Below are 22,865 nucleotides of genomic sequence, written 5' to 3' on the forward strand. Positions count from 1 at the left end.
GTCGCGGGCTCCGGCCGGCACGGGGGCCGCGGGCGCACGGCCCCCGTCGCCGTCCCCGATGCCACCGCCGTACCCGTCGCGTGCCGCGTCCCGGGCCGTGGCACGCGGGTCCGATGGGGGAGCCGCCTGCCGCAGCGTCGCCCGGATCGCGTCCAGTTCGCCCGCCAGCTCCGCGGCCGGCGGGAAGGCGTCGTCGCGCTCCAGCAGCACGCCCGGCGGGTCGACCCGGGAGCGCAGCTCGGCCAGTACCTCCAGGACCGGAGCGGTCACCGGGTGGGCGTGCGTGTCGTGCCAGACGCCGTTCCTCTCGACCCCGCCCGCCACATGGACGTACGCGATCGCCTCCACCGGCAGCTCGTCCAGCGCCTTCGCCGGGTCCTGGCCGAGGTTGACGTGATTGGTGTGCAGGTTGGCCACGTCGATCAGCAGCCGTACCCCGGTCCGCTCGACCAGCTCCGCCAGGAACCGCCCCTCGGTCAGCTCCTCGCCCGGCCAGGTGATCAGCGCCGCGATGTTCTCCAGGGCGAGCGGCACCGGCAGCGAGTCCTGCGCGATCCGGACGTTCTCGCACAGCACGTCCAGCGCGTCCCGGGTGCGCGGCACCGGCAGCAGATGCCCCGCCTCCAGCCTCGGCGACGCGGTCAGCGGCCCCCCGGCCCGTACGAACGCGATGTGCTCGGTCACCAGCGGCGCCCCCAGCAGCTCGGCGCGCGCCGCGAGGGAGGCGAGGCGCACGGGGTCCGGGCGGTCGGCGCCGCCCAGACCGAGCGCCACCCCGTGCGGCACGACCCGCACACCGCGCTCCCGGAGCCGTACGAGGGAGTCCGGGAGATGGTCGTCGCAGAGGTTCTCCGCGACGGCCTCGACCCAGTCGATCCCCGCCAGCGCCTCCACCTCGTCCGCGATCTCCGGCCGCCAGCCGATGCCGATGCCCAGTTCCATGGTGTCCCCCCGCTCACCTCGTCCTGTCCGGAGGTCATGGCCCCGTCACGCGGCGATGAACCCGACCAGAGGGACGTTCAGAGCTGGATCTGAGGTTCCCGGACCCGCCGCCCCCGTCAGGGCATCGGCCTCATGTGTTCCGGGCGCGGCGGCGCAGCGCCGGGTGGTCGGCGACCACCGTGCAGGATCCCGGGGCGATCTCGGTGAATCCCGCGTCGCGCACCACCGGCAGCCCGCTCACCGTCAGCTCCCGCCAGCGCTCCGCCCCCGGGGTGGCGACGGCGAGCGGGAACCCGGCCTCCCGCCACGCCTTGCGCTCGGTGTCGGACAGCTCCCACCAGGCGAGCTGCGCCCCGTGTCCCGCCTGCGCCATCGTCTTGCCCGCCGACATGTCCAGATCCGGGTTGAGCCACAGCACCGGACCGGAGAGATCGGGTGCGGCGGGCGGCTCGGGGTCCTCCAGTTCGGTGCCCGACACCTGGAGCTTGGCCAGCTCCTTGGGCCAGCCGTCCAGCGGGATCGGCGGGAACACCCGTACCTCCGCCCCGTCCTCGCCCGTCACCGTGATGCCGTCCAGCGCCGCGGCCTTGCGCCACTCCGCGCCGCGCGCCCGGCGCACGACCTTGCGGATCCGGGCGTCCTGCCAGTCCCGCACCGCCGCCGCCCACTCGCCGTCCTCCAGGGACCGCTCGTCGGAGAGGAGCGTCAGCACCGCACGGGCGGCGGCGCGCAGCGCGTCGGTGCGGGCGGGCGGGTCCGTCTTCTCCAGGTGGAGCACCAGCGGCAGCACGAACTGCCGCGCCTGGTCGCGGTCGGCCGGACCGTCGTGGAACGGGCTCTCGGGGGCGGGGGCGTCGTGGCTGGTCACCGTCCCAGTCTGCCAGGCCGGAAGGGTCACCTGCTTGGCGGAACGACCGGGTCCGGGTGAGGATGCTCCGCATGAAGAGCGATCTCTTTTCCAGCGACCACATGGCCCAGCCGGCCACCGCCCCCGGCATGACCCTGCAGAACACCAAATCGATCAAGTACGCCGTCAACGGGGAGATGCACGCCCGGCAGGGCTCGATGATCGCCTTCCGCGGCAACCTCCAGTTCGAGCGCAAGGGCCAGGGCATCGGCGGCATGCTCAAGCGCGCGGTCACCGGCGAGGGCCTGGCGCTCATGGCGGTCAGGGGCCAGGGCGAGGCGTGGTTCGCGCACGAGGCGGCGAACTGCTTCATCGTCGAGCTGGACCAGGGGGACTCCATCACCATCAACGGTCGCAACGTCCTCTGCTTCGACCCCACGCTCTCCTACGAGATCAAGACCGTGAAGGGCGCCGGAATGGTCGGCGGCGGCCTCTTCAACAGCGTCTTCACGGGCTACGGCAAGCTCGGCCTGATGTGCGAGGGCACCCCGATCGTGATCCCCGTGACCGCCGCTCAGCCGGTGTACGTGGACACGGACGCGGTCGTCGGCTGGAGCCAGCAGCTCACGACCGCCCTGCACCGCTCGCAGAGCGTCGGCTCGATGGTGCGCGGCGGATCCGGCGAGGCCGTCCAGTTGATGCTCCAGGGCGAGGGCTTCGTCATCGTGCGGCCCAGCGAGGCCAGGCCCGAGAAGACCTCCAACTGAGGCGGGAACCACCGGGCGTGGGTCACCGGCCGCCCGGCCCGTACGGCGTACGTCTCCGGGCGCTTCCCGGGCGCTGCCCCTGACCGCCACCGGCTGCCCGGGCGACGGCCCGACGCCGACGGGCCCAGTCACCGGCCCCCGCGTCCTGATCGGGGCCGGGGGCCGGATCGCCGCCCGGCGCGGGTGAGTAGGCTCGTGGCGTGGACACCGACGACCCGTACTGCGAGACCCCGGGGCCGATCGCACCGACCCCGCGGGCCGGGGCGGCCGAAGGCCCTCCGTACGCCGAGTGCGTGCTGTGCCGCGAGCCGACCGAGTACCCGGAGTCGATGAAAGGCGCCACGCTCTGCCCGGTCTGCGCCTGGCAGGAGGCGGGTCGCACGGCCTGCTCCGGCTAGGAGACCGAGCCGGAGCAGGGCCGGTCCGGGGAGGGGCGAGCCGCGAAGAACCTGTGCACGGGGCCGCCGCTCAGCGCACCCGGAAGACCGGTCCGCGCGGGGTGAACGGCAGCCCCGCGCCCTCCGGGATCAGGTAGGCGTGCTCGCGTCGGACCCGCAGCACGTCGCACCAGCCGTCGGTGATCACCAGAACCGGAGCCGTCGGCGGGAAGTCGTCGGCCCGCTGCAGCAGGTCGACGCCGGGTTGCAGGACCGTGCCGCCGCGCCCCCTGACCCGTACCCGCCCGGCGATCTCCGTCGGCGCCAGGTACCCGGCGTCGTAGGCGGCGGCGTCGCAGAACACCACGCGGGCGGCCGGCACGTCGCGGGCCTCGGCGTAGGAGGCGATCGCGCCCAGTGCCTTGGCGAGCAGCGGGCCGGACATCGAGCCCGAGGTGTCCAGAACGACGCCGAAGGTGCAGCGGGCGACCTCCTCGGGCGGGAAGTAGCGGCCCGCGCGCGGGATGTCGGGGGTCGAGGCCTGGCGCCGGGCGGGCCGGGAGTAGCTGCGCACCGGCTCGGGACGGGGCACGAACTCGTCGAACCAGCGGGCCAGCCGGGCATCCCACGGGACGGGCGGGTGGGCGAGCGCGCGGATCTCCTGGACCAGTCCGGCCGGCAGCAGACCGCGCTGTCGGTCGGTGTGCAGCTGATGGCCCTGGACGAGGGCGCGCCGGTAGAACGCGTCGAGGTCGACGGGGTCGGCGGTCCGGCCGGGCAGGGGTTCGCCCAGGATGTCCCCGGCGCCCTTCCCGCGCAGGGTCGCGAGGCGACGGCCGCGCCGCAGCCCGGTGGCGATCCGGTCGTACACCTCCTCGGTCGACAGGCCCTTCAACTCGGCGTCGTACAGCAGCCCTTCGGGCATCGCGCCGACGCTCATCTCCACCAGCCAGCCGTTGATGACGTAGTCGGCGGCGACGTTGAAGAGATAGGGATCGCGGGCGCCGCGCCGCCCGCCGTGGCGCAGGGCGGCGTGCAGCATCTCGTGGGCGAGGATGAACCGCCACTCCTCGTCGGTGAACCGCTTGAGCGGGTTGATGTAGATCTCGCCGGCGGCGGCGTCCACGGCGGCCACGGAGATGGCGTGCGCGCGGGCGAGTTCGGCGTCGGCGACGACGGTCAGTCCGGCCGCGAGGCCGCCGAGCAACGGGTAGGAGGAGACGAACCAGTTGAGGGCGCGGTCCCAGGGTCCCTGGGCGACGCGCTCACCGGTGAGCCGGTCCCGGCGGCCGCCCGCGACGTCCATCGCGGCGGAGACCGTACGGGTCAGGGCGTACGCGAAGGCGAGTTGCCGGTCGGGCAGGGTGGTTTCGTGGTGCGGCCACTGGACCAGGAGCTGGTCGGGTTCGCCGTCAGCGGTGCCGCACCGTTCGTAGGCGGCCGGGACGCCGGTCTTGCGCCAGCGGGCGGCGAGCTGTTCCTCGTCGCCGTCGGGGTAGCTCTCGGGGAGGTGGTCGGGGGCGGTGCCGATGGGGAAGGTGGCGAGGAAGCGGTTGACGACGGTGCAGCGGGCGGCGAGGGCGAAGCGGTCGGGCTGTTCGCGGGGCTCCTTGGCGGCGGGGAGGTGGCCGAAGCCCAGGTGGAGGAGGGCATGGGCGAGCGCCCAGGCCCACTCGCCGGGTTCGGCCCGGCGGGTGGGGTGGACGTGCACCCGCCCGTTGGAGTCCGCCCGGACGAGGCCCTGGCCGGGGGCGTCGGCGTTGGCCTTGGCGCGGACGAAGTCGGCGTCGACGGCGGAGAGGGCGGGGTTGCGGCGCACCAGGGCGGCTCCGGCGGCGAAGGCCTCGGCGGCCGGGTCGGGGCGGTCCTCGCTCTGCTTGCGGGACCGGCTCAACGCCGGGCCTCGACCAGGCGCGGCATGTCGCGGGCGGCCTCCACCAGGAACCAGGCGGGCAGCACCGGGTTGCCGTCGGCGTCCTCGGCGATGACGGTCTGGGCGACCTCGACGGATATCTCGGCGAGCTGGACGAGCAGCGACTTGGCGCGGTAGGAGGTCTCGCGCACGGCGGCCGAGGCGTGCTCGCGCCGGGCCGGGAGCTCCTTGACGAGCCGGCCCCGGAACGCCTCGGCGAGGTAGTAGAGCAGGTCGCGGTCCTCGACGCGGCGGGGCCAGGAGGCGTCTCCCTTGATGATCGCCTCGATGCCGTAGGTGTGTCGCACGATCTTGGCGTACCCGCAGAAGGACACGGCGTGGGCGGGGGTCAGCGTCCCGTGGGCCACGATCTTCAGTGTCTCCTCCTCCAGCGCCGGTCCGAAGGAGTGCAGCGCGTCGGAGAGCATGTGCCAGGAGCGGGGGGTGGAGAACGGCTCCTCGGTCTTGGGCGGCTGCGACCACAGGTGGTCGGGCCGGTCGGCGAGGTAGTCCACCACCCAGGGGTGGATGCCGTTCTCGCCCGCCCACACCAGCCAGTCGGTGGCGGAGGCACGCAGGTGGACGTGGGTGAGGCGGTTGACGAGTGCGGAGGCGATGGGGCGTGCCAGGGCGTTGTCGGTGGCGCGGTTGCCGGCGCCGATCACGATCGAGCCCGCCGGGAGCTCGTAGCTGCCGATCCGGCGGTCGAGGATGAGCGAGTAGAACGCCTTCTGCACGTCCGGGGTCGCCGCGTTCAGCTCGTCCAGGAAGAGGCAGTACGGCTCGTCGCGGGCGATGGCCTCGGGCGGGCAGAACACGGAGCGTCCGTCGCGGATCTGCGGCACGCCGATCAGGTCCTCGGGGGCGAGCTGCGTGCCCAGCAGGCTGACGCACTCCAGGCCCAGGGATTCGGCGAACTTCCTCACCAGGGAGGACTTCCCGATGCCGGGGGCGCCCCAGAGGAACACCGGGCGGACGGTGGCGAGGCCCAGAAGAAGGTCCGGGATCTGGGTGGGGGTGACGGTTACCGCGGCCTGCAAGGGGTCGGCTCCTCCGAGGGGGATGTGCTGTTCGCCGAGGGTATGGGCCTGCTGGGCGCGGTCGCACCTGGATTTCCCGAGAGCACCGCCCGAACCGCCCGAGCCGCTGGAACCGCTGGAACCACCCGAGCCGTCCGAGTCGATACCGCGCTCAGGGCCTGTCGTCCTCCATCAGCTCCGACACCTTCACGAAGCGGTAGCCGCGCTCGCGCAGTTCCGGCACGATCCGGCGTACGGCCGCCTCGGTGGCCGGGGCCGCGCTGCGGGTGCAGTGCATCACCACGAGGGAGCCCGGCCGTACTCCGTCCAGCACCTGCTCGGCCACCGCGTCCGCGTCCGTGGCGAAGGCGTCGCCGCTGACCACGTCCCACTGCACGGCCGTCACGTTCGCCGGGGCCAGCGCGCGCAGCGCCGTGTCGTCGTAACACCCGCCGGGGAAACGGAAGTACGGCACCACGTTCCGTGCCCCCGCCTCCCGGAACGCCGTGAAGGCCCGCTCCACCTCGCGGGCCATCGCGGCCTTCCCGACCACCGGCAGGCCGTAGCAGGGGGAGCTGAAGGCGTAGTGGCTGTAGGAGTGGTTGGCGATCTCGAACAACGGGTCCGTGCCGATGGCCTTCGCCTGAGACGGGTACTCCTCGGCCCAGCGCCCGGTCATGAAGACGGTGGAGGGCACCTTCAGCCGGCGTAGCAGCGCGACCAGTTCCGGGTTGTCGAAACGCTCGCCGGAGGCCGCCCGGGGGCCCTGATCGGCCGTCATGTCCGCGTCGAACGTCAGCGCCACCACCTTCGCCGCCGAGCGGCCGGCCGCGCCCCCGCCCGTAGGCCTCCGCTCGAAGACCGGGGTGCGGCCCGCCGGCCCGGGGGCCATCGTGGGCGGCTTCTCCGGCGGCGCGGAAGCGGCGGCCGTGGGGGTGGGCGGGGGAGCGGGTGCGGGGGCGGGGCCGCCGCTCCCGCACCCGGTCAGGACGGCACTCGTCAGCACCCCCGCGACCGTCAGAGCCGTCGTCGTCCGCCTGGCCCGCGTCGTCCGCGTCGTCCGTGCAGTAGTGATCACTCACGGAAAATATCGGACAATATGGCCATATCGTTCGACGGCGCTCCGATGCCTGGCGGAGTGCCGGAGCTACTGCCGACGCCGCCTCAGCACCACGGCCCCGTCACCGCGAACGTCGTCCCCGGCGTGTAGCAGTTCACGTACATCGTCGAGCCGTCCGGGGAGAAGACGACCCCCGCGAACTCGCCCCACTCCGGCTCCTCGGGCGTCCCGATGTTCTGCCGCCCGCGCGCCATGGTGTACACCTCGCCGCGCCGGGTCACCCCGAGCACGTGCTGCGCGCCGCCGCCGTCCTCGCAGACCATCAGCCCGCCGTCGGCCGCCAGGCAGATGTTGTCGGGGGACTCGCCCGGCAGCTGGATGTCGGTGTCCGGGCCGAAGATCACGACCAGGGTGAGCCGCCGTTTCCTCGGCTCGTAGCGCCAGACCTGGCCGTAGTGGTCGGCCGCCGAGCCCTCGTCGCTCCGGGCGAAGCTGGAGACGAAGTAGACCGACGAGCCGCCCCAGTAGCAGCCCTCCAGCTTCTGGGCGTGCGTGACGCCCTTCGGGCCGAAGTCCTGGAAACGGATCGCGGTCTCCGCGGCCAGCGGATCCGGTACGGGGACCCACTCGATCCGGTCGAAGCTCGTACCGGTCTCCTCGACGGCGGAGAGGTCGGGCACGCCCGGCACCCGCATCGCCTCCAGCGCCCCGCCCGCCCGGAGCGAACCGGTGCCGCCGAGCGGCTTCTCGGGAAGGAAGCGGTAGAAGAGCCCGAACGGCTTGTCGAACGCGTCCTCCGTCTCGTACACGATCCCGGACTTCGGATCGACGGCGACCGCCTCGTGCTGGAAGCGGCCCATCGCGGTCAGCGGGACGGCCCCGGTGCGGCGCGGATCGGCGCCGTCCACCTCGAAGATGAAGCCGTGGTCCTTGGTGTACCCGTTGGTCCCGGCCTTGTCCTCGTTCTCCTCGCAGGTCAGCCAGGTGCGCCAGGGGGTGGGCCCGCCCGCGCAGTTGACCGCCGTACCGGCGATGGCGACGCGCTCGCCGAGCACCTTGTTGCGGCCGTCCAGCTCCAGGGACGTACAGCCGCCCTTGGCCGCCGGGTCGTAGGTCAGGCCCTCGACGGTCGGCACGCCGGTCTTGGCGGTGTGCCGGTTCTCGTGGTTGCGGACGAGGTGGACCCGCCCGTTGCGGCCGGGCAGGGCGGCCATCCCGTCGTGGTTGCCGGGCACCGGCCCCTCGCCGGAGCGCAGCGGTTCGCCCTCCCGGGACAGCACCCGGTAGCGGAATCCTTTCGGCAGGTCCAGCAGGCCGTCGGGGTCGCGGACGAGAGGGCCGTAGCCGCCGTGGCCGCGCGCGGCGGCCGTGCCCGCGAAGAGTTCGGAGAAGGCTCCCGTGAAGGCGATCGCGGCGGCTGCGCCGCTGCCTGCCAGGACCTGGCGTCGTGTCGCGGTGGAGCGGGATGCGGATGACATGAGGTGACTCCCTGTTGGCGGACAGGTGAAGTGACCCGCACGTGTGTAGCACGCACAGAGGCGCGGGGGAACCATGCGTGCCCCCGCGCCCCGTGTTCCCGCTGTGGCGGCCCCGACGGGAGCAGCCTTACGCGGAAGGTCAGGCGAGCGAGGCCGTCAGGGTGATCGTCGTGCCCGTGAGCGCCTGACTGACCGGGCAGTTCGCCTTGGCGTCCTCGGCGGCCTTCAGGAAGGCGTCCTCGTCGAGACCGGGGACCTCTCCCACGACGGTGAGGTGGATGCCGGTGATGCCCGTACCGGGCTGGAAGGTCACCTCGGCCTTGGTCTCCAGCCGGGTCGACGGGGTGCCGGCCCCGGCGAGGCCGTGGGAGAGGGCCATCGAGAAGCAGCTGGAGTGGGCGGCGGCGATGAGCTCCTCGGGGCTCGTCTTCCCGTTCGCCTGCTCCGAGCGGGCGGGCCAGGAGACGGGGTAGTCGCCGATGCCGGAGGAGTCGAAGGTGACGACCCCCTTGCCCTCGATCAGGTTGCCTTCCCAGTTCGTGTGCGCCTGACGCGTGGTAGCCATGCTGGATCCCTTCGAACGGTGTGCGCGGTTGACGGTGTGCGCGGTTGTACGGGACAGATATCAGGGACGCGCCGCGTTCGCCGCGCCCCGTCGTGTTACGCCCCCGAACCTACTGCGCCACCAGCCCCTTCGCGTCACGCGCCAGCGCCGTCAGCCGGGAGATCGCCCGGAAGTACTTCTTCCGGTACCCGCCGTTCAGCATCTCGTCGCTGAACAACTGGTCGAACGGCAGCCCCGAGGCGAGCACCGGGACCTCCCGGTCGTACAGCCGGTCGGCCAGCACCACCAGGCGCAGCGCTGTCGACTGGTCGGGCACCGCGCTCACCCCGGTCAGGCAGACCGCGCGGATGTCGTCGGTCAGCGCGCCGTACCGGCTCGGGTGGACCCGGGCCAGGTGGTCCAGCAGTCCGGGGAAGTCGTCGAGGGACGCGCCCGCGGTGGCGTACGCGGCCCGGGTGACCTGCTCGTCGTCGTACGGCGGCGGGGCCTCGGGCAGACCGCGGTGCCGGTAGTCCTCGCCGTCGATGCGCAGCGGGCGGAAGTGCGCGGACAGGCCCTGGATCTCGCGCAGGAAGTCGGCGGCGGCGAACCGGCCCTCGCCGAGCTTGCCCGGCAGCGTGTTCGAGGTCGCGGCGAGCGCCACCCCGGCCTCCACCAGCCTGCTGAGCAGCGAGGACACGAGGACGGTGTCGCCCGGGTCGTCCAGCTCGAACTCGTCGATGCACAGCAGCCGGTGCCCGCTGAGGGTCCGCACGGTCTGCTGGAAGCCCAGCGCGCCGACCAGGTTCGTCAGCTCCACGAACGTGCCGAACGCCTTCAGCGACGGCTCGGCGGGCGTGGCGTGCCAGAGGGAGGCCAGCAGGTGGGTCTTGCCGACGCCGTAGCCGCCGTCGAGATACACGCCGCGCGGCCCGGCCGGAGCGGCCGGCTTCTTGCTGAACCACTTGCGCCGCCCGGTCCCCGTCGCGTGCGCGCCGCCGAGCCCGGCGGCGAAGCCCGCCAGGACCGTGACCGCCTCGCTCTGGCTGGGCTGGTTCGGGTCGGGGACGTACGTGTCGAAGCGCACCGAGTCGAAGCGCGGCGGAGGCACCATCTCGGCGACCAGACGGTCTGCGGGAACGTGCGGCTCGCGGGCGCACAGGGACAGCGGGGCGGTTTCGGCAAGGGGGCTCTGCCCCGGAAACGCGGTGGATGACGACACAACCGTCCACCCTAAGGCTCATGCCAGACTGCACCCCATGCGAAGCCTGTTCCCTGTGACGGACCTGACAGAGAGCGCCCCGGGAGCGGAGGACCCGTCCGGGCCGCTCACCGACCGCGAGTGGAGCCTCGACGAGCTGGCGGACGCCTACGCCTACCCCTCGGACCTCCCCGCCGAAGAGGCCAGGACCCCCTGGCTGCGCGCCAACATGGTCTCCACCCTCGACGGGGCCGCCCAGCACGACGGCCGCTCGCAGCCCATCTCCTGCGCGGCGGACATGCGGATCTTCGGCACCCTGCGGGGCCTGGCCGACGTGGTGATCGCCGGCGCCGAGACCGTACGCCTGGAGGGGTACCGTCCGGCCCGCGCCCGGGAGGCGTTCGCCGCGCGGCGGGCGGCCGCCGGACAGGGCCCCGCTCCCGCCGTCGCGGTGGTGACCGGCTCGATGGACCTGGACTTCTCGCTGCCGCTGTTCACCGAGCCGCTCGTCCCGACCCTCGTGGTGACCGGGGCAGGGGCCCCCTCCGACCGGATCGCGGCGGCCCGGAAGGCGGGCGCCGACGTGGTGATCGCGGGCGAAGGCGCCCGGGTGGACCCGGCCCGTGTCGTGCGCGAGCTGGCCGACCGGGGGCTGACCCGGCAGCTCACTGAGGGCGGGCCCCGGCTGCTCGGCCAGTTCGTGGCGGCCGGCGTGCTGGACGAGCTGTGCCTGACGGTGTCCCCGATGCTGACCGCCGGTGACGCCCAGCGAATCGCGGGGGGCCCCGGGGTCGCCGTGCCGGAACGTTTTTTCCTGGCATCACTGCTGGAAGAGGCCGGGTTCCTCTTCACTCGGTACCGTCGGACCGACAGATAGCGGAATTTACCGTTCCGCTTAGCTCCGGCTGGGCACACTTACCCCTGCAGTCCCGTGGAAGCACGGGGAAAAATGGTTTCAGCAAACGACCGTCGACCGCCGAGCCGGCCGTCGACGAGACGAAGAAGCGGAAGGGCGCCTGTCGTGTTCACAAGCGTTTTGATGATCGAGAAACCGCTCACTCCCGAGGACGTGGAGTTCGTCACCACCCTCCACGGCGAGGAGCGGATCTCGTTCGTCGTTCTGTTGCAGCCGCGCGGTGACCAGGCCGATGTCCTGCTGCGCGCGATCGACGACGTGGCGATGGGGGAGCTGAAGGAAGCGGTTCGCGAGGGGGAGGAGCCGGAGGGCGACGAGGCCCGCGAGACCGCGCAGATCGGCCTGGAGTACTCCCTGCGGGCCCTGCGCGAGGCAGGATCCGAAGCGGTCGGACAGGTGATCGAGAACCACCCCCTGGACAAACTGACGACCGTCGTCGGGGAGGCGGGCGCCGACGAGGTCATCGTTCTGACCGCCCCGCACTACGTGGAGGAGTTCTTCCACCGCGACTGGGCCTCCCGCGCCCGGCACAAGGTCGGCGTCCCGGTGCTCAAGCTCTTCGCGCACAGCGAATAGGCTGGGCGCGCGGTCCGGGTCGGCCCCCGGCCGCGACTCGAAACCGCACCCGAACCGCAGGAGCACAGATGGCACCCGGCATTCCCGCCGCCATGGAACGACCCCACTTCATCGGCATCGGCGGCGCCGGAATGTCGGGCATCGCGAAGATCCTCGCCCAGCGCGGAGCGAAGGTGGCGGGCAGCGACGCGAAGGAGTCCGCCACCGCCGAGTCCTTGCGGGCGCTGGGGGCGACCGTGCACATCGGGCACGCGGCGGGCCACCTGGCCGACGACGCGTCCTGCGTGGTCGTCTCCAGCGCCATCCGCGCCGACAACCCGGAGCTGCTCCGGGCGAACGAGCTGTCGATCCCCGTGGTGCACCGCTCGGACGCGCTGGCCTCCCTGATGAACGGCCTGCGCGCCATCGCGGTCGCCGGCACCCACGGCAAGACGACCACGACGTCGATGCTGGCCGTAGCCCTCTCCGCGCTGAGCCTGGCCCCCTCGTACGCCATCGGCGGTGACCTGGAGGGCCCCGGCACCAACGCCACGCACGGCGAAGGAGCCATCTTCGTCGCGGAGGCGGACGAGAGCGACCGCAGCTTCCAGAAGTACGACCCCGAGGTCGCGATCGTTCTCAACGTCGAGCTGGACCACCACGCGAACTACGCCTCGATGGACGAGATCTACGACTCCTTCGAGACGTTCGTCGGCAAGGTCGTCCCCGGCGGCACCCTGGTCATCTCCGCCGACCAGCCCGGCGCCATCGAGCTGACCCGCCGGGTCCGCGACCTCTCCGACCTCAAGGTCGTCACCTACGGCTCCGCCGAGAACGCCGACGTACGCGTCCACAAGGTCACCCCGCGCGGCCTGACCAGCGAGGTGACGGTCCTGCTCAACGGCAAGTTCCTGACCTTCACCGTCTCGGTCCCCGGCAGCCACTACGCCCACAACGCGGTCGCCGCCCTCGCCGCCGGGGTCGCCCTCGGCATCCCCGCGCACAACCTGGCCTCGGCGCTCGGCTCGTACACCGGGGTCAAGCGCCGCCTCCAGCTCAAGGGCGAGGCGGCGGGCGTGCAGGTCATCGACTCGTACGCGCACCACCCCACCGAGATGACCGCCGACCTGGAGGCCATGCGCGGCGCGGCCGCCGACGCCCGCATCCTGGTCGTCTTCCAGCCGCACCTGTTCTCCCGTACGCAGGAGCTGGGCACCGAGATGGGCCAGGCCCTCGCCCTGGCCGACGCCTCCCTGGTCCTGGACATCTACCCGGCCCGCGAGGACCCGATCCCGGGCATCACCAGCGCCCTGATCATCGACGCGGCGAAGGGGGCGGGCGCCGAGGTGACCGCCGTCCACGACCAGGCCGACGTCCCCGCCGCCGTCGCGGGAATGGCGAAGCCCGGCGATCTCGTTCTCACCATGGGAGCGGGCGATGTCACCGACCTCGGCCCGCGCATCCTGGACCACCTGTCCAGCGATCACCTGTCGAGCTGAGGAGCGGGGCATGTCGTACGACGTCGAGAAGCCGGACGAGCAGTGGCGGGCCGAGCTGAGCCCCGCCGAGTACGCGGTGCTGCGCCAGGCCGGCACCGAGCCCGCGTTCAGGGGTGAGTACACCGACACCAAGACGGCGGGCGTCTACTCCTGCCGGGCCTGCGGGTCGGAGCTGTTCCGCTCCGACACCAAGTTCGAGTCGCACTGCGGCTGGCCGTCCTTCTACGACCCGAAGGACACCGACGCGGTCGAGCTGGTCGAGGACCGCGCCCACGGCATGGTCCGCACCGAGGTGCGCTGCTCCCGCTGCGGCTCGCACCTGGGCCACGTCTTCGAGGGCGAGGGCTACCCGACCCCCACGGACCAGCGTTACTGCATCAACTCGATCTCGCTGACCCTGGCGCCGGACGAGAGCTGAGCCCGGCCGGCTCAGGTGTGCCCCCGGCCACTTCCCGCGCATGACGGGAGGGACCGGGGGCACACCTGCGTCCCGGGGGTGCGACCCCGACGATCACTCGTCGTCGCCGTCGCTCCCGCCCGCTTCCGACCGCAGCAGCGGGTGGATCACGCCGGGGAAGACCCGGGCCCGTACGACCTCCTCGGCCGACCCGCCCTGGACGACGGTCTCGGCGACGCCCCAGGGCCGCCCGGCCAGGTGGATGGTCAGGGTGTACGAGGAGGAGCAGCCGGTGCACTCGTAGCGGTCGGCCCAGGTCTCGACCTCGGTGGTGGAGCCGGGGTAACGCTTCACGTGCCGGTGGCGGGCGTGGCAGCGGTCGCAGGTCTCGCCCGGCTCGCAGGTCCCGCCGCACGGACACGGCACGTCAAAGCTGTCGGCGGGCTTCCAGCGCTGCACGAGGACGGCCTCGCGGGTCGCGCCCATGTCCTTCATGGCCTTGAGGTTGCGGGCGGCGACGTTGTACGACTCGCCGGTGGCGGCCATCCGGTCACGGATGACGTCCTTGCGTCCACGGTTGGTCGTCATGTTGCTCCTCCTGGGTTCACGCAGCCCGCCAGGAGGCCCATGAGTCAATCAGTCAGTACCTCTTTACGTTACCCGCCCGGCACCGGCGCGCGGACCGGGCGGGCTTCCCTCGGTCGGCGAGACCTGCGGAGAGCGTCGAGGTCCACGGCGGAGGCGATGGCGTGGAACCCGGCTCCGTCGGGGTGCACGCCGTCCGGGAAGACGTAGCCGGGGCCCGGCAGGGCGGGACAGGCGGGGTTCGCGATGGCTCGGCCGCCGACGGGATCGCCCGTCGAGAGTCAGACCGTTCGGAGCTGCTGTGCCGGGGCGGCAGACCTTCCAGCTCGTTGAACAGGTCCTCACACAGACGGTCACGGCTGGGAAGGGCTCGCCGAGTCACTGGTCCCCTCCCGCCTGCCGGCCCGCTGGGTGCAGGTCTCGTCGGTGGCGGGCAGCTTGCCGGTGGCCAGGTACCGGTTGACCCGGTTGTCGACGCAGACGTTCTCGTAAAGGCCGTAGACCGCGTGCCGGTTGGCGTTCTTGAGGGTGAGCAGCTTGGAGCCGGGCAGCAGGCCGTGCAGCGCGACGGCCCCCGTGTGCGTGGTGCGCGGGTCTCCGGTGGCGGACACGATCAGCACCTTGGCGTCGCGCTTCACCTCGGTGGGCTCCTCGCGGGGCCGGTCCCAGAAGGCGCACGGACTTATGTTGTTCACCAGCGGCCCGAGGCGCGGGTGCGTGGCACGGCTCCCCTCGATGTCGCGCCAGTAGACCTCGGGGTCGCGCGGGGCGGCTACGTCCCCGCAGATGACCGCGGACTGCACGCTGCCGTGGTGCGACTGCTCGCCGGTCGTCACGAGGCGGAGGATTCCCGCGAACTGCGGCGACAGTCGGGTTGGCTGCCCTGCCGCCGCCCGGTTCAGTGCGGACACCTGCTCACCGAGGGCCGCCCGGGACGCGTCGGTGTCGCTGTCGATCCCGGCGACGAGGACGAACGGGACCAGGGTGTCGTCGAGGTGGAAGGTGTTCGGGCCCGTGCCAACGGTGATCGGGCGGCGCGCGGATCGCTCGATGAGGCGGTCGATCGTGGCGAGGACCTGGTCGCGGGTGCGGCCGAGGTCATAGGTGTCATCGCGGACGGCGGCCCACTCGGCCCAGTCGGCGAGCGCCTGCTCGTTCTCGCCGGCGGCCTCCCGCAGCAACCGGGGGCCGAACCTGCGCGGATCGATGGCGCCGTCCAGGACCATGCGGTCGGTGCGGCCCGGGAACATCTGGGTGTAGACGGTGCCCAGATAGGTGCCGTACGAATAGCCGAAGTAGGAGATCTTCCGCTCGCCGAGCGCCCCGCGGATGACGTCCATGTCGCGGGCCGTGTTGCGGGTGCTGACGTGCGGCAGCACGGTGGCGTCGGTGGCACGGCACTTGGCGGCCAGGTCCTTCTGGAGGACGACCTGGCGCTCGAAGGCCGCCCGGTCGAGGCCGGCCGAGGAAAGCGTGGTGCCGACGGGCCAGCCGCAGTCCAGTGGGGTGCTGCGGCCGACGAAGCGAGGGTCGAAACCGACGATGTCGTATCGCGGTCCCGTCTCCTTCATCCAGGCGTGGAACTCCGGCGGGGATGCGAAAGCGGTGCCGCCGGGGCCGCCGTTGTTGAGCAGGATCGAACCGACGCGGTGGCGGGTGTCGGTGGCTTTGAGCCGGGATACAGCGACGGTGACCGTACGTCCCCGGGGGGCGGTGTAGTCGAGCGGCACGGTGACGTCCGTGCACTGCACGCCGGCCGCGTCCAGCCCACGGCCCACGGTGTCGTCCGGGCCATCGGCGCAGCTGCCCCAGCTCAGTCGCTGGTTGTAGTAACGGTCGAGGCCGGAGGCGTGCTTCGGCTTGCTGGGGACCGCCGTGGCCGTGGCGGGGGCGGCCCCGAGGCAGACGGCGAGGGCGAGGCCCACCGCCGAAGCGCGGCACAGGGCCGATGCGGCGGTCATCACGAGGTCTCCTCGGGGCGCTGGGCGTGGGGCGTTGCGGTCGGGGGTGCCGGTCGAATGTCTCTCACCTGTCAGACGCTAGGCGGAACGGCCGGTCTCCTCACTACAGTTGGCCCCCCAGTTCCGAGGGGGTAACCCCCACCCGGTGCGGCTCCGGGAAGTTGGGCAGTGCGAGCCGTTCGGGCGGCCGGAAGGCAGGCTCTCGCCGGCTCTCCCGCCAGGGCGGCGCGCAGGGCCGCTCGGATGCCCGCGCACCCGGCACCTGCCCGCTCGCCGAGAGCCCGCCCGTGGCCGGGGCCCGGTGGACACGAGCCCGTCCGGGCGCCCTTCGCACGTCGACCGGCGCGTGGCCGGTGTGCCAGGGCATGGTGAGGGCTGCAGACCGAGACGGATATCGTCTCGGCATGACACATGAGTTCGATCTTGCCGCCTTCCTCGGTGACGGCGTCAGGAAGCGCGGCGGCGCTTGGAACTTCATCCGAGGCTTCGCTGGGCATTGGGCCAGCCCTCTGGAGAACGCCGATGGGTGGTCAGCGGCCGAGCTGGCCGCAGCCGAGGAGAGGCTCGGAGTGCGGCTGCCGGCTGTGTTGCGTGAGGCATATCTGCTGTTCGGGCGCCGCCGGGATCTGACCAGCAACTACGACGTTCTCCTCGGCCCTGCCGAGCTCTATGTGGATGACGCCGGGGAAGCTCTGGTCTTCCGGCATGAGAATCAAGGCGCGGCATCCTGGGGCATCCTCCTCGACGGACTCCAGGATGACGACCCTGCGGTGTTCAGCCGGACTGATCTGGTGGACAAGAGCGCTGAGCGATGGGAAGGCTGGATGGAGCGCCTTTCCCTGTGCTTCGTCGAGATCGTCCTGGCCGAATCCCTGCATGCCGATGAAGAACTCTGCGACTTCCTCGACGCGGATGAGTCCGACGTCGCGTTGCTGGAAGAGAACTTCGTCCGGCTGCCGTTCCCGGTGTATCCCATGGGTGATGAGGAAAACGGGAGCCGGTGGTTCCTGGGCCAGGACGCCCTGCTGCGCGACGACGCGGGCGCAGCCATTTCTACCCGTGGCAGGACGGCAGAAGACCTCGACCGCGTTCGTGGCCTGATCCCGGGGGACTGGCTCAACGACTGTCACTGACCACAAGGGAGCCACAGCGGCCAGGCTGTGGAGGCTGTAGTCGGCCCGGAGAGCGCTGTTCGACCCGAGCGCGGGTGGTGGCGAGTCGGTAGGCACCGGACAGGTCGGGGCCCCGCCCCTCGCGACGGGTCGATCAGTCCCGCACCACGTTCGCCGCGGTCACATTCTCGATCACGTGGCCGAGTTTGGTCTGGGCCCGGGTCAGGTCCTGGATGCGTGCGGCGATGCGGTCGCGTTCGATGATGAGCCGGTCGAGCATGGCGGGGGTCGCGACACCGGTGCTCACGCACGGCAGGAGGTCGACGACGGTACGGCTGGAGAGGCCGGCCGCGAAGAGGTCCTGGATGAGCTGGACCCGCTCCAGGGCTTCGTCGGGATAGTCACGCTGCCCACCGGGCGTCCGCGCCGATTCCAGGAGCCGCTGTTCCTCGTAGTACCGCAGGGCCCGCACGCTGACCCCTGACCGCCTGGCGAGCTGTCCGATGCGCATGACGCAGGTCACTCCCTCCCCGCTCATACCTCACATTGACGTCAGGTTCAGGCTAGCAATACCAGCCCCCGGGGCCGGCCCCGGGGGCCGATCGAACCTCACCGCTCTCGCTCCGCACGGCGTCGACATCGCGCTCGACACGGCGGCCTCCGGCTCGCTGGACCATCTCGTCGCGATCACGGGCGACCCGAAGCGCGTCGCGACGGTCGCCGACCACGCGGGCGGGCAGCGCCTGGGCACGCACGTGGTCAACGCCGAGAACGACTCCGCTCTCCTGTCCGCAGCCGCGGAACTGGGCCGGCAAGGCCGCTACACACCCCGCATCGAAGAGGCCTACCCCCTGGAGCGGATCGCCGACGCCCACGCGCACGCCGAGCGCGGACGCACCCGAGGCAAGATCGTGATCTCCATTTGAACAGGCCGATCTGTATCCGAACAGGCCGGCGAGGTAGGTACCCCGCAACGTAACGACCCTGCGTGGTGAGCGGTCCGCCCGCACGAAGCAGGCCGCCTGACTGGGCCCCGGGCGCTCGCTCAGCCTTGGGCTGCGTACGCGAGGAAGTGGGTCCAGGCGGTCGGGGCGAGGGCGAGCTGCGGGCTCTCCTCGATCTTGGAGTCGCGGACGTGGACGGTGGAGGGGCAGGCGGCGACCTCGACGCATGAGTCCCCGGAGCCGCTGCTGTGGCTCGACTTGTGCCACTCCATCGCGACCTCGACGCACGAGTCTCCCGAGCTGCCGCTGTAGCTGCTCTTGAACCAGGCCAGGGGTGTGGTGCTCATCTCGCTCCTCGCATCCGCCGCATCAGGCTCTTGGAGTCGTCCAACGAGAGAGCCTGTGAACGCATACTGGCACACCGCATCTGGATGACGCTGACCACTTTGGGGTCGGAGACGAACTGCCCGTGCTCCTGCCCTTCCAGGTAGCCCAACCACTGGTGTTCCGGAGTCTCCAGCAACTGCATGGGTCCGTCGATGGCCGCGTGGTGATGCCGTACCAACGGCATGATCTGGATCTCCACATTGCGCAGCTCGGACAGGTCGAGGATGTGGTCGATCAGCTCCCTGGTGACCTCCTCGCCGCCCAATTCCCGTAGGAACAAGTGCTCTTCCAGAATGAAACTGAACGCGATGTTGGGCCGGTTCCGCAGGAGTTGCTGGCGCTCCAGCCGAGCCGCGAGCCGCGCCTCGATCTGCTCGTCGTCGAGTGGCGGCAGCCGGTCCGCGAACAGCGTCCGCGCGTAGGCCGGCGTCTGCAACAGCCCCGGAATCAACCGGCACTCGTACGTGTACAGGCTCAGCGCCCCCAGTTCCAGCTGCGCCCACTGCCGGAACCAGCTCGCCAGCCCTTTCCGCCGCGTCAGGTGCTTTGCCGCGGCCAGAATCACGCCGAACGCGTCGAGCAGGCTGTCCGCGCGCTCCGCGAAGTCCGGAGGCGGGAGCCGCCGGCCCTGCTCGATGGAGGCAACGGTCTCCAGTGAGTATCCGACGAGCGGGGCGAACTGCTCCTGTGTCAGCCGCGCCCGCTTGCGGAAGGTCTTGACCACCTCTCCGAACATCTTGAGGATGTACTGCGGTTCGGGTTCGGCGCTGCGGCCGCCGCCGTTGCCGAAAGTCCCGTACGTGGTGCTGTCGATGCCGTCCGTGCCGTGCGTCATGTACGGCTACCTCCCCGTGCGCCTGTCCTGGTCCGCGACCCGTCCATGCTCACGGAACGTGACCCGTACCGTCTACCTTTCGCGCCCGTACGCTCACGCAGCGTACGAGTTGCTGACCTGGTGAGGAGGGGGCGAGGCCCGAAATCTGGGGCCATGGAAGCACTCACGAAGGCCCAACCAGAGGTAACCGTACGTGTGTTCAAGCGTCAATTCGACGCGGATCCACACGGTGCCCGGCTCGCCCGCCGCGTCGGGCTGCACAAGCTGCACACCTGGGGCATCCCGTACCTCAGTGACGCCTCGGAGTCGGCGGCCCTGATCATCGGCGAGCTGACAGCCAACGCTGCGACCCACGGCCGCGTCCCCGACCGCGACTTCGAACTGCGTCTGTCGCACCTGCCCGGCGACCCGGAAACGCCCGGCCTCCTGCGGATCGAGGTGTCCGACACCCGCGGTGAGTGCCGCCCGCCCGGCCCCGGCGAGATCACCGCGCCCGAGGACAGCTCCGACAGCGGGCGCGGGCTGCTGATCGTGGACGCCCTGGCCGACCGCTGGACGGTCCTGGACCGTAACCCGGGCAAGACGGTCCGGGCGGAGCTGGACCTGCTGTACTGAGGGGTTCGACGCTTCCGGCGCTGGGTGACTCGGTGACCGACGAGGTCGGCGAAAATGAAGGTGTAGCCGAAAAAGCTGATCAAGAAGTGGCGGGAAACCTGCGAAGCTCCTGGCGGCGGACTTGGATGCGCATCCGCTTGCCAGGAGCTTCGTCGTTTTCTGTGCCGCACTTACTTGCCGACGCCGTGGTGCTGCCGTCGGGTCGTAAGGGGCTCAGGTCGCTTCAGTCGGTGGTGGTGAATGGAGTGCATGATATTGCCCGTACATGCTGGCCAGCGCCATCACGTCATCCCGCACCGTCAGAAACTCGTGCAGCAGAGAGAGGAGTAGCTGTACAGCTTCTTTCTCTTGCTGCGAATCCATGTTGCTCAGCTTGTTCCGACCCCACCCTTCGGCATGGGGGAGTGCCTCGTCAAGGACGAGTGCCTGCCATCCGAAGCTGGTGCATTCGCCCCTGCGCACGACCAGCCACTCGGTGAATCCGCGCAACAGTCCACCCGAGCGGGCCTCATTGAATCCGATGAGAAACATGACCGCATCTCCGTAAGAGCCCCCGAGGCCGTAGATCCCGGGCCGGGCTCTGACACTTTCGATGAAATCTCTGTCACTCACGAGTGCCCCTAGAAGCCGAAATCGATGATGTCACCGTACTGCCATCGGGACTTGTACTCCGGAATCGACTCCCCAGCCTTCGGAGTGAAAGCGTCATAGACTCGCCCGTTCAGCACCACGACGACATGGTAGCTGTTGTTCCAGAAGTCGGTGTCCTGTTCGCGGTACTTGCCAAAGTACGGTCCCGCCGGGCCAAACCAGACGATCTTGCCGTCGCCGAGATTGTCACGGATCCTCTCCGCGCATGCCTGACAGTCACCCGGACCGGAGGTGATCTTTGATTTATCTCGGGGAAGCCCGGGAATGTTGTGCGTTCCGCAGGGGAGATCCGCGGACGAGGCGGAAGCAGTGCGCAGGGCGGACCTGCTAGCAATCTTGCAGCCGCGCTTCAGGAGCTTGAGTGCGTCGTACGACTTCTTCAGCGCTTTGACCTTGGCTCCGACGAGGACTTCTCCTACGAGAGTGGCGCAGCTGGAGAAGTCCTTGTTCTGGAGGCACGCTTCGAGCTCGCCGAGGCCGATGAACTCCTTGGTGACATCCATCGACTTGTCCAGCGCGTCACCGATTTCTCGGCCGTGTTCGAGGATTTGGCGATTGACCGGGGACTGCCTGCACCAGCGGACGTACTCGTACGGATCGCAGGGGATGATGCCCTGCCCGCACCGGTACAACTGTCTGGCCCGCAGGCCGTCCTCGTTCCTCTCCTTCTCCTCGACAGCGGCCTTGCGCCGGGCCTCTTCCTCCTGCCGCTTCTTCGTGACCGCGATGACGAACGCCTCGGTGGACGCCGTGATCGCTGCCGCCGCGTCCTTGCCCGCGGCGATCGCCGACTTCCGGGCCTCGTCGGCGGAGTACCAGGCGCCGGCCGCGTGAACCTGGGCCATCTCCGAGGACAGCGTGGCGTCGGCTGCCGAACTCGCGGCATCGGTCGCGGCGATGTCCGCACTCTTCGCGGCGTTGGTGGCGGTCTTGGCGGACGCGGCTGCGCTGGCCGCGGAGGCTTCGGCGTCCTTGGCGTGCTGTGCCGCCTCGTCGGCGTAACCCTTCGCCTTGGTCGCGGAGGCGTTGGCCTTCTCCGCCCATTCATTGGCCTCGGCGGCTGCCTTGCGGGCAGTGGCGGCAACCTTCTGGGCGGTCTGCGCGTTCTTCTGCGCGGTGGCGGCGATCTACGCCGCGTCGGCGATCAGCTAGGAACGCGGCAACGTCACCGTCCTGACCGGCAGCGGCCAACTCACCCAGGGCGACTACTTCACCACCGCCGACAGTGACCCCCGCAACCCCAGCAAGGCACGCCTGGGGACAGCCGTCGCGATGGGCGACATCACCGGCGACGGCCTGGATGACGTCGTCGGCGTCGGCCTCGGCTCCGCCGGGTCGGGCGGCTGGCTGGTCTGGCGCGACAGCGCCACCAACAAGGCGACCACCCTGCGCCTCACCTTCGAAGACCTCAACCATGTCGATGTCGCGGCAGGGGACTTCAACGGCGACGGATTCGACGACGTCGCCGTCACCACCGTCGACCGCTACGGCCAGGCACGCGCCTACGAATACCCCAGCGCCGGCCCGGCCGGGCTCACCCACGCCATGGCGATCCAGATGGGCGCCGGCCGCACCATCGACGCCGGAGACATCAACCAGGACGGCCGCGACGACATCGTCATCGGCCAACCCGCCCCCGCCGAAGCAGCTCCTGCCTACGGTGGCACCACCGGCGGGCAGGTCACCGTCAAACTCGGCCAGGACTACGGCCTCTACTACCGCGGCCACACCACCACCATCAGCCAGTCCACCCCCGACGTGCCCGGAGAGTCCGAGGAAGGCGACGCCATGGGCACCTCGGTCGCCCTGCATGACCTCGACGGCGACAACACCCTCGACATCGTCACAGGTCTCCCCGGCCAGGACTCCACCGTGTCCACCGTCACCAGTGCCGACGCCGGAAGCGCCCTCCTGTTGAACCTCGCGACCACTCCGGACGGCATCGCGCTCAAGAGCGCCACCGGCCTCAGCCAGGGCACCGGCGGCATCGGAGGCGGCGGCGAGACCGGCGACCATCTCGGCACCGCGGTCACGGCAGGCGACTTCCCCGGAAACGGCACCACCGGCCTTGTCCTCGGAGCCGCGGGCGAGAACAACGGAGACGGCACCACCATCCACCGCACAGCTACCGGCACCGCCTCGTTCCTCGGTAAAGGCATCGTGGGAGCCCCTACCGGGAGCCGACTCGGCAGCGTCCTCACATCCTGAGAACGGGTCCTCCACCACAACATCCGCAGCCGTAGGAGCTGCCCTGCGATCCG

Annotated in this window: 24 protein-coding genes and 1 pseudogene; 10 read left to right on the forward strand and 15 right to left on the reverse strand. The window is 70.9% G+C overall.

Annotated elements, in window-relative coordinates:
• Positions 1 to 942: DUF692 domain-containing protein (locus tag CR470_RS14095; RefSeq protein ID WP_257138640.1), on the reverse strand; the 942-nt coding region annotated here is incomplete at its 3' end.
• A gap of 130 nt (positions 943 to 1,072) precedes the next feature.
• Positions 1,073 to 1,810: a peptidyl-tRNA hydrolase gene (locus tag CR470_RS14100; protein WP_097867932.1), complete on the reverse strand. Its 738-nt coding sequence runs from the start codon at positions 1,808 to 1,810 to the stop codon at positions 1,073 to 1,075.
• 71 nt (positions 1,811 to 1,881) lie between these two features.
• Between CR470_RS14100 and CR470_RS14105 the strand changes: the two genes are divergently transcribed.
• Both CR470_RS14105 and CR470_RS14110 read left to right on the forward strand, forming a co-directional pair.
• Entirely contained in the window at positions 1,882 to 2,556 is a 675-nt protein-coding gene (locus tag CR470_RS14105) for an AIM24 family protein (protein WP_097867933.1), read from the forward strand.
• A gap of 200 nt (positions 2,557 to 2,756) precedes the next feature.
• On the forward strand, positions 2,757 to 2,954 hold the full coding sequence (locus tag CR470_RS14110; protein WP_097867934.1) for a hypothetical protein: 198 nt from the start codon (positions 2,757 to 2,759) through the stop codon (positions 2,952 to 2,954).
• A gap of 70 nt (positions 2,955 to 3,024) precedes the next feature.
• On the opposite strand, the gene CR470_RS14115 is transcribed toward CR470_RS14110, so the two are convergent.
• The 6 genes from CR470_RS14115 to zapE form a co-directional block, all read right to left on the reverse strand.
• Positions 3,025 to 4,827: a vWA domain-containing protein gene (locus tag CR470_RS14115; protein ID WP_097867935.1), complete on the reverse strand. Its 1,803-nt coding sequence runs from the start codon at positions 4,825 to 4,827 to the stop codon at positions 3,025 to 3,027.
• Positions 4,824 to 5,885 carry an ATP-binding protein gene (locus CR470_RS14120; protein WP_097867936.1) on the reverse strand — a complete coding sequence of 354 codons (1,062 nt, stop codon included), beginning with the start codon at positions 5,883 to 5,885 and terminating at the stop codon, positions 4,824 to 4,826. Before CR470_RS14120 ends, CR470_RS14115 begins: the two co-directional genes overlap by 4 nt.
• Positions 5,886 to 6,036: 151 nt before the next feature.
• Positions 6,037 to 6,756 carry a polysaccharide deacetylase family protein gene (locus tag CR470_RS14125; protein WP_373561410.1) on the reverse strand — a complete coding sequence of 240 codons (720 nt, stop codon included), beginning with the start codon at positions 6,754 to 6,756 and terminating at the stop codon, positions 6,037 to 6,039.
• Between the two features lie 272 nt (positions 6,757 to 7,028).
• A complete protein-coding gene (locus tag CR470_RS14130) occupies positions 7,029 to 8,402 on the reverse strand; it encodes an alkaline phosphatase PhoX (protein WP_097867937.1) in 1,374 nt (457 codons plus the stop codon).
• Positions 8,403 to 8,541: 139 nt separating this feature from the next.
• Positions 8,542 to 8,967 carry an OsmC family protein gene (locus CR470_RS14135; protein WP_018956892.1) on the reverse strand — a complete coding sequence of 142 codons (426 nt, stop codon included), beginning with the start codon at positions 8,965 to 8,967 and terminating at the stop codon, positions 8,542 to 8,544.
• Positions 8,968 to 9,076: 109 nt separating this feature from the next.
• A complete protein-coding gene (gene zapE / locus CR470_RS14140) occupies positions 9,077 to 10,168 on the reverse strand; it encodes a cell division protein ZapE (RefSeq protein WP_097867938.1) in 1,092 nt (363 codons plus the stop codon).
• Between the two features lie 37 nt (positions 10,169 to 10,205).
• On the opposite strand from zapE, the gene CR470_RS14145 reads away from it, so the two are divergent.
• The 4 genes from CR470_RS14145 (at position 10,206) to msrB (ending at position 13,535) form a co-directional block, all read left to right on the forward strand.
• Entirely contained in the window at positions 10,206 to 11,024 is an 819-nt protein-coding gene (locus CR470_RS14145; RefSeq protein WP_097867939.1) for a pyrimidine reductase family protein, read from the forward strand.
• A gap of 162 nt (positions 11,025 to 11,186) precedes the next feature.
• Positions 11,187 to 11,639, forward strand: coding sequence for an indole-3-glycerol phosphate synthase (locus CR470_RS14150; RefSeq protein ID WP_097867940.1), 453 nt, complete (start codon positions 11,187 to 11,189; stop codon positions 11,637 to 11,639).
• A 68-nt stretch (positions 11,640 to 11,707) separates the two neighbouring features.
• Positions 11,708 to 13,117 (forward strand): UDP-N-acetylmuramate--L-alanine ligase, encoded by a 1,410-nt coding sequence (gene murC, locus CR470_RS14155; protein ID WP_097867941.1) that lies wholly within the window; start codon positions 11,708 to 11,710, stop codon positions 13,115 to 13,117.
• Positions 13,118 to 13,127: 10 nt separating this feature from the next.
• The gene (msrB, locus tag CR470_RS14160; protein WP_097867942.1) at positions 13,128 to 13,535 is read left to right on the forward strand and encodes a peptide-methionine (R)-S-oxide reductase MsrB; all 408 of its coding nucleotides are present in this window, start codon (positions 13,128 to 13,130) and stop codon (positions 13,533 to 13,535) included.
• A gap of 93 nt (positions 13,536 to 13,628) precedes the next feature.
• On the opposite strand, the gene CR470_RS14165 is transcribed toward msrB, so the two are convergent.
• Complete coding sequence (locus CR470_RS14165) at positions 13,629 to 14,102, reverse strand: hypothetical protein (protein ID WP_097867943.1); 474 nt, start codon at positions 14,100 to 14,102, stop codon at positions 13,629 to 13,631.
• Positions 14,103 to 14,452: 350 nt separating this feature from the next.
• Positions 14,453 to 16,060 carry an alpha/beta hydrolase gene (locus CR470_RS14175; RefSeq protein ID WP_179892253.1) on the reverse strand — a complete coding sequence of 536 codons (1,608 nt, stop codon included), beginning with the start codon at positions 16,058 to 16,060 and terminating at the stop codon, positions 14,453 to 14,455.
• Between the two features lie 404 nt (positions 16,061 to 16,464).
• Here CR470_RS14175 and CR470_RS14180 point away from each other — a divergent pair, with 404 nt between their 5' ends.
• Positions 16,465 to 17,193 (forward strand): hypothetical protein, encoded by a 729-nt coding sequence (locus CR470_RS14180; protein WP_097867945.1) that lies wholly within the window; start codon positions 16,465 to 16,467, stop codon positions 17,191 to 17,193.
• A gap of 133 nt (positions 17,194 to 17,326) precedes the next feature.
• Here CR470_RS14180 and CR470_RS14185 read toward each other — a convergent pair whose 3' ends face one another.
• Entirely contained in the window at positions 17,327 to 17,683 is a 357-nt protein-coding gene (locus CR470_RS14185) for a MerR family transcriptional regulator (RefSeq protein ID WP_097867946.1), read from the reverse strand.
• A 97-nt stretch (positions 17,684 to 17,780) separates the two neighbouring features.
• Here CR470_RS14185 and CR470_RS14190 point away from each other — a divergent pair.
• Positions 17,781 to 18,098, forward strand: a pseudogene (locus tag CR470_RS14190) (zinc-binding dehydrogenase); the annotation flags it as partial.
• A 119-nt stretch (positions 18,099 to 18,217) separates the two neighbouring features.
• Here the strand turns inward: CR470_RS14190 and CR470_RS14195 are convergent.
• Positions 18,218 to 18,463: a DUF397 domain-containing protein gene (locus tag CR470_RS14195; protein ID WP_097867947.1), complete on the reverse strand. Its 246-nt coding sequence runs from the start codon at positions 18,461 to 18,463 to the stop codon at positions 18,218 to 18,220.
• Positions 18,460 to 19,338 (reverse strand): helix-turn-helix domain-containing protein, encoded by an 879-nt coding sequence (locus tag CR470_RS14200; protein ID WP_097867948.1) that lies wholly within the window; start codon positions 19,336 to 19,338, stop codon positions 18,460 to 18,462. Before CR470_RS14200 ends, CR470_RS14195 begins: the two co-directional genes overlap by 4 nt.
• A gap of 153 nt (positions 19,339 to 19,491) precedes the next feature.
• On the opposite strand from CR470_RS14200, the gene CR470_RS14205 reads away from it, so the two are divergent.
• A complete protein-coding gene (locus CR470_RS14205; protein WP_179892254.1) occupies positions 19,492 to 19,953 on the forward strand; it encodes an ATP-binding protein in 462 nt (153 codons plus the stop codon).
• A gap of 213 nt (positions 19,954 to 20,166) precedes the next feature.
• On the opposite strand, the gene CR470_RS14210 is transcribed toward CR470_RS14205, so the two are convergent.
• The gene (locus CR470_RS14210; protein ID WP_097867950.1) at positions 20,167 to 20,484 is read right to left on the reverse strand and encodes a hypothetical protein; all 318 of its coding nucleotides are present in this window, start codon (positions 20,482 to 20,484) and stop codon (positions 20,167 to 20,169) included.
• An 89-nt stretch (positions 20,485 to 20,573) separates the two neighbouring features.
• Complete coding sequence (locus CR470_RS14215; protein WP_097867951.1) at positions 20,574 to 21,449, reverse strand: hypothetical protein; 876 nt, start codon at positions 21,447 to 21,449, stop codon at positions 20,574 to 20,576.
• 427 nt (positions 21,450 to 21,876) lie between these two features.
• On the opposite strand from CR470_RS14215, the gene CR470_RS14220 reads away from it, so the two are divergent.
• Complete coding sequence (locus tag CR470_RS14220) at positions 21,877 to 22,812, forward strand: FG-GAP repeat domain-containing protein (RefSeq protein ID WP_097867952.1); 936 nt, start codon at positions 21,877 to 21,879, stop codon at positions 22,810 to 22,812.
• The last annotated feature ends 53 nt before the right edge of the window (positions 22,813 to 22,865 follow it).

Source organism: Streptomyces sp. rh34 (genome assembly GCF_002551245.1).
GTDB lineage: Bacteria > Actinomycetota > Actinomycetes > Streptomycetales > Streptomycetaceae > Streptomyces.

What these genes read in the sequence shown, in the direction of transcription:
- CR470_RS14105 (WP_097867933.1), top strand. Translation starts at nt 1,882, where the DNA reads ATGAAGAGCGATCTCTTTTCCAGCGACCACATGGCCCAGCCGGCCACC.
- CR470_RS14125 (WP_373561410.1), bottom strand. Translation starts at nt 6,756, where the DNA reads ATGGCCCCCGGGCCGGCGGGCCGCACCCCGGTCTTCGAGCGGAGGCCT.
- CR470_RS14130 (WP_097867937.1), bottom strand. Translation starts at nt 8,402, where the DNA reads ATGTCATCCGCATCCCGCTCCACCGCGACACGACGCCAGGTCCTGGCA.
- CR470_RS14135 (WP_018956892.1), bottom strand. Translation starts at nt 8,967, where the DNA reads ATGGCTACCACGCGTCAGGCGCACACGAACTGGGAAGGCAACCTGATC.
- CR470_RS14145 (WP_097867939.1), top strand. Translation starts at nt 10,206, where the DNA reads ATGCGAAGCCTGTTCCCTGTGACGGACCTGACAGAGAGCGCCCCGGGA.
- CR470_RS14150 (WP_097867940.1), top strand. Translation starts at nt 11,187, where the DNA reads ATGATCGAGAAACCGCTCACTCCCGAGGACGTGGAGTTCGTCACCACC.
- murC (WP_097867941.1), top strand. Translation starts at nt 11,708, where the DNA reads ATGGCACCCGGCATTCCCGCCGCCATGGAACGACCCCACTTCATCGGC.
- msrB (WP_097867942.1), top strand. Translation starts at nt 13,128, where the DNA reads ATGTCGTACGACGTCGAGAAGCCGGACGAGCAGTGGCGGGCCGAGCTG.
- CR470_RS14165 (WP_097867943.1), bottom strand. Translation starts at nt 14,102, where the DNA reads ATGACGACCAACCGTGGACGCAAGGACGTCATCCGTGACCGGATGGCC.
- CR470_RS14175 (WP_179892253.1), bottom strand. Translation starts at nt 16,060, where the DNA reads ATGACCGCCGCATCGGCCCTGTGCCGCGCTTCGGCGGTGGGCCTCGCC.
- CR470_RS14180 (WP_097867945.1), top strand. Translation starts at nt 16,465, where the DNA reads ATGACACATGAGTTCGATCTTGCCGCCTTCCTCGGTGACGGCGTCAGG.
- CR470_RS14185 (WP_097867946.1), bottom strand. Translation starts at nt 17,683, where the DNA reads ATGCGCATCGGACAGCTCGCCAGGCGGTCAGGGGTCAGCGTGCGGGCC.
- CR470_RS14195 (WP_097867947.1), bottom strand. Translation starts at nt 18,463, where the DNA reads ATGAGCACCACACCCCTGGCCTGGTTCAAGAGCAGCTACAGCGGCAGC.
- CR470_RS14200 (WP_097867948.1), bottom strand. Translation starts at nt 19,338, where the DNA reads ATGACGCACGGCACGGACGGCATCGACAGCACCACGTACGGGACTTTC.
- CR470_RS14205 (WP_179892254.1), top strand. Translation starts at nt 19,492, where the DNA reads ATGGAAGCACTCACGAAGGCCCAACCAGAGGTAACCGTACGTGTGTTC.
- CR470_RS14210 (WP_097867950.1), bottom strand. Translation starts at nt 20,484, where the DNA reads ATGTTTCTCATCGGATTCAATGAGGCCCGCTCGGGTGGACTGTTGCGC.
- CR470_RS14215 (WP_097867951.1), bottom strand. Translation starts at nt 21,449, where the DNA reads ATGGCCCAGGTTCACGCGGCCGGCGCCTGGTACTCCGCCGACGAGGCC.
- CR470_RS14220 (WP_097867952.1), top strand. Translation starts at nt 21,877, where the DNA reads ATGGGCGACATCACCGGCGACGGCCTGGATGACGTCGTCGGCGTCGGC.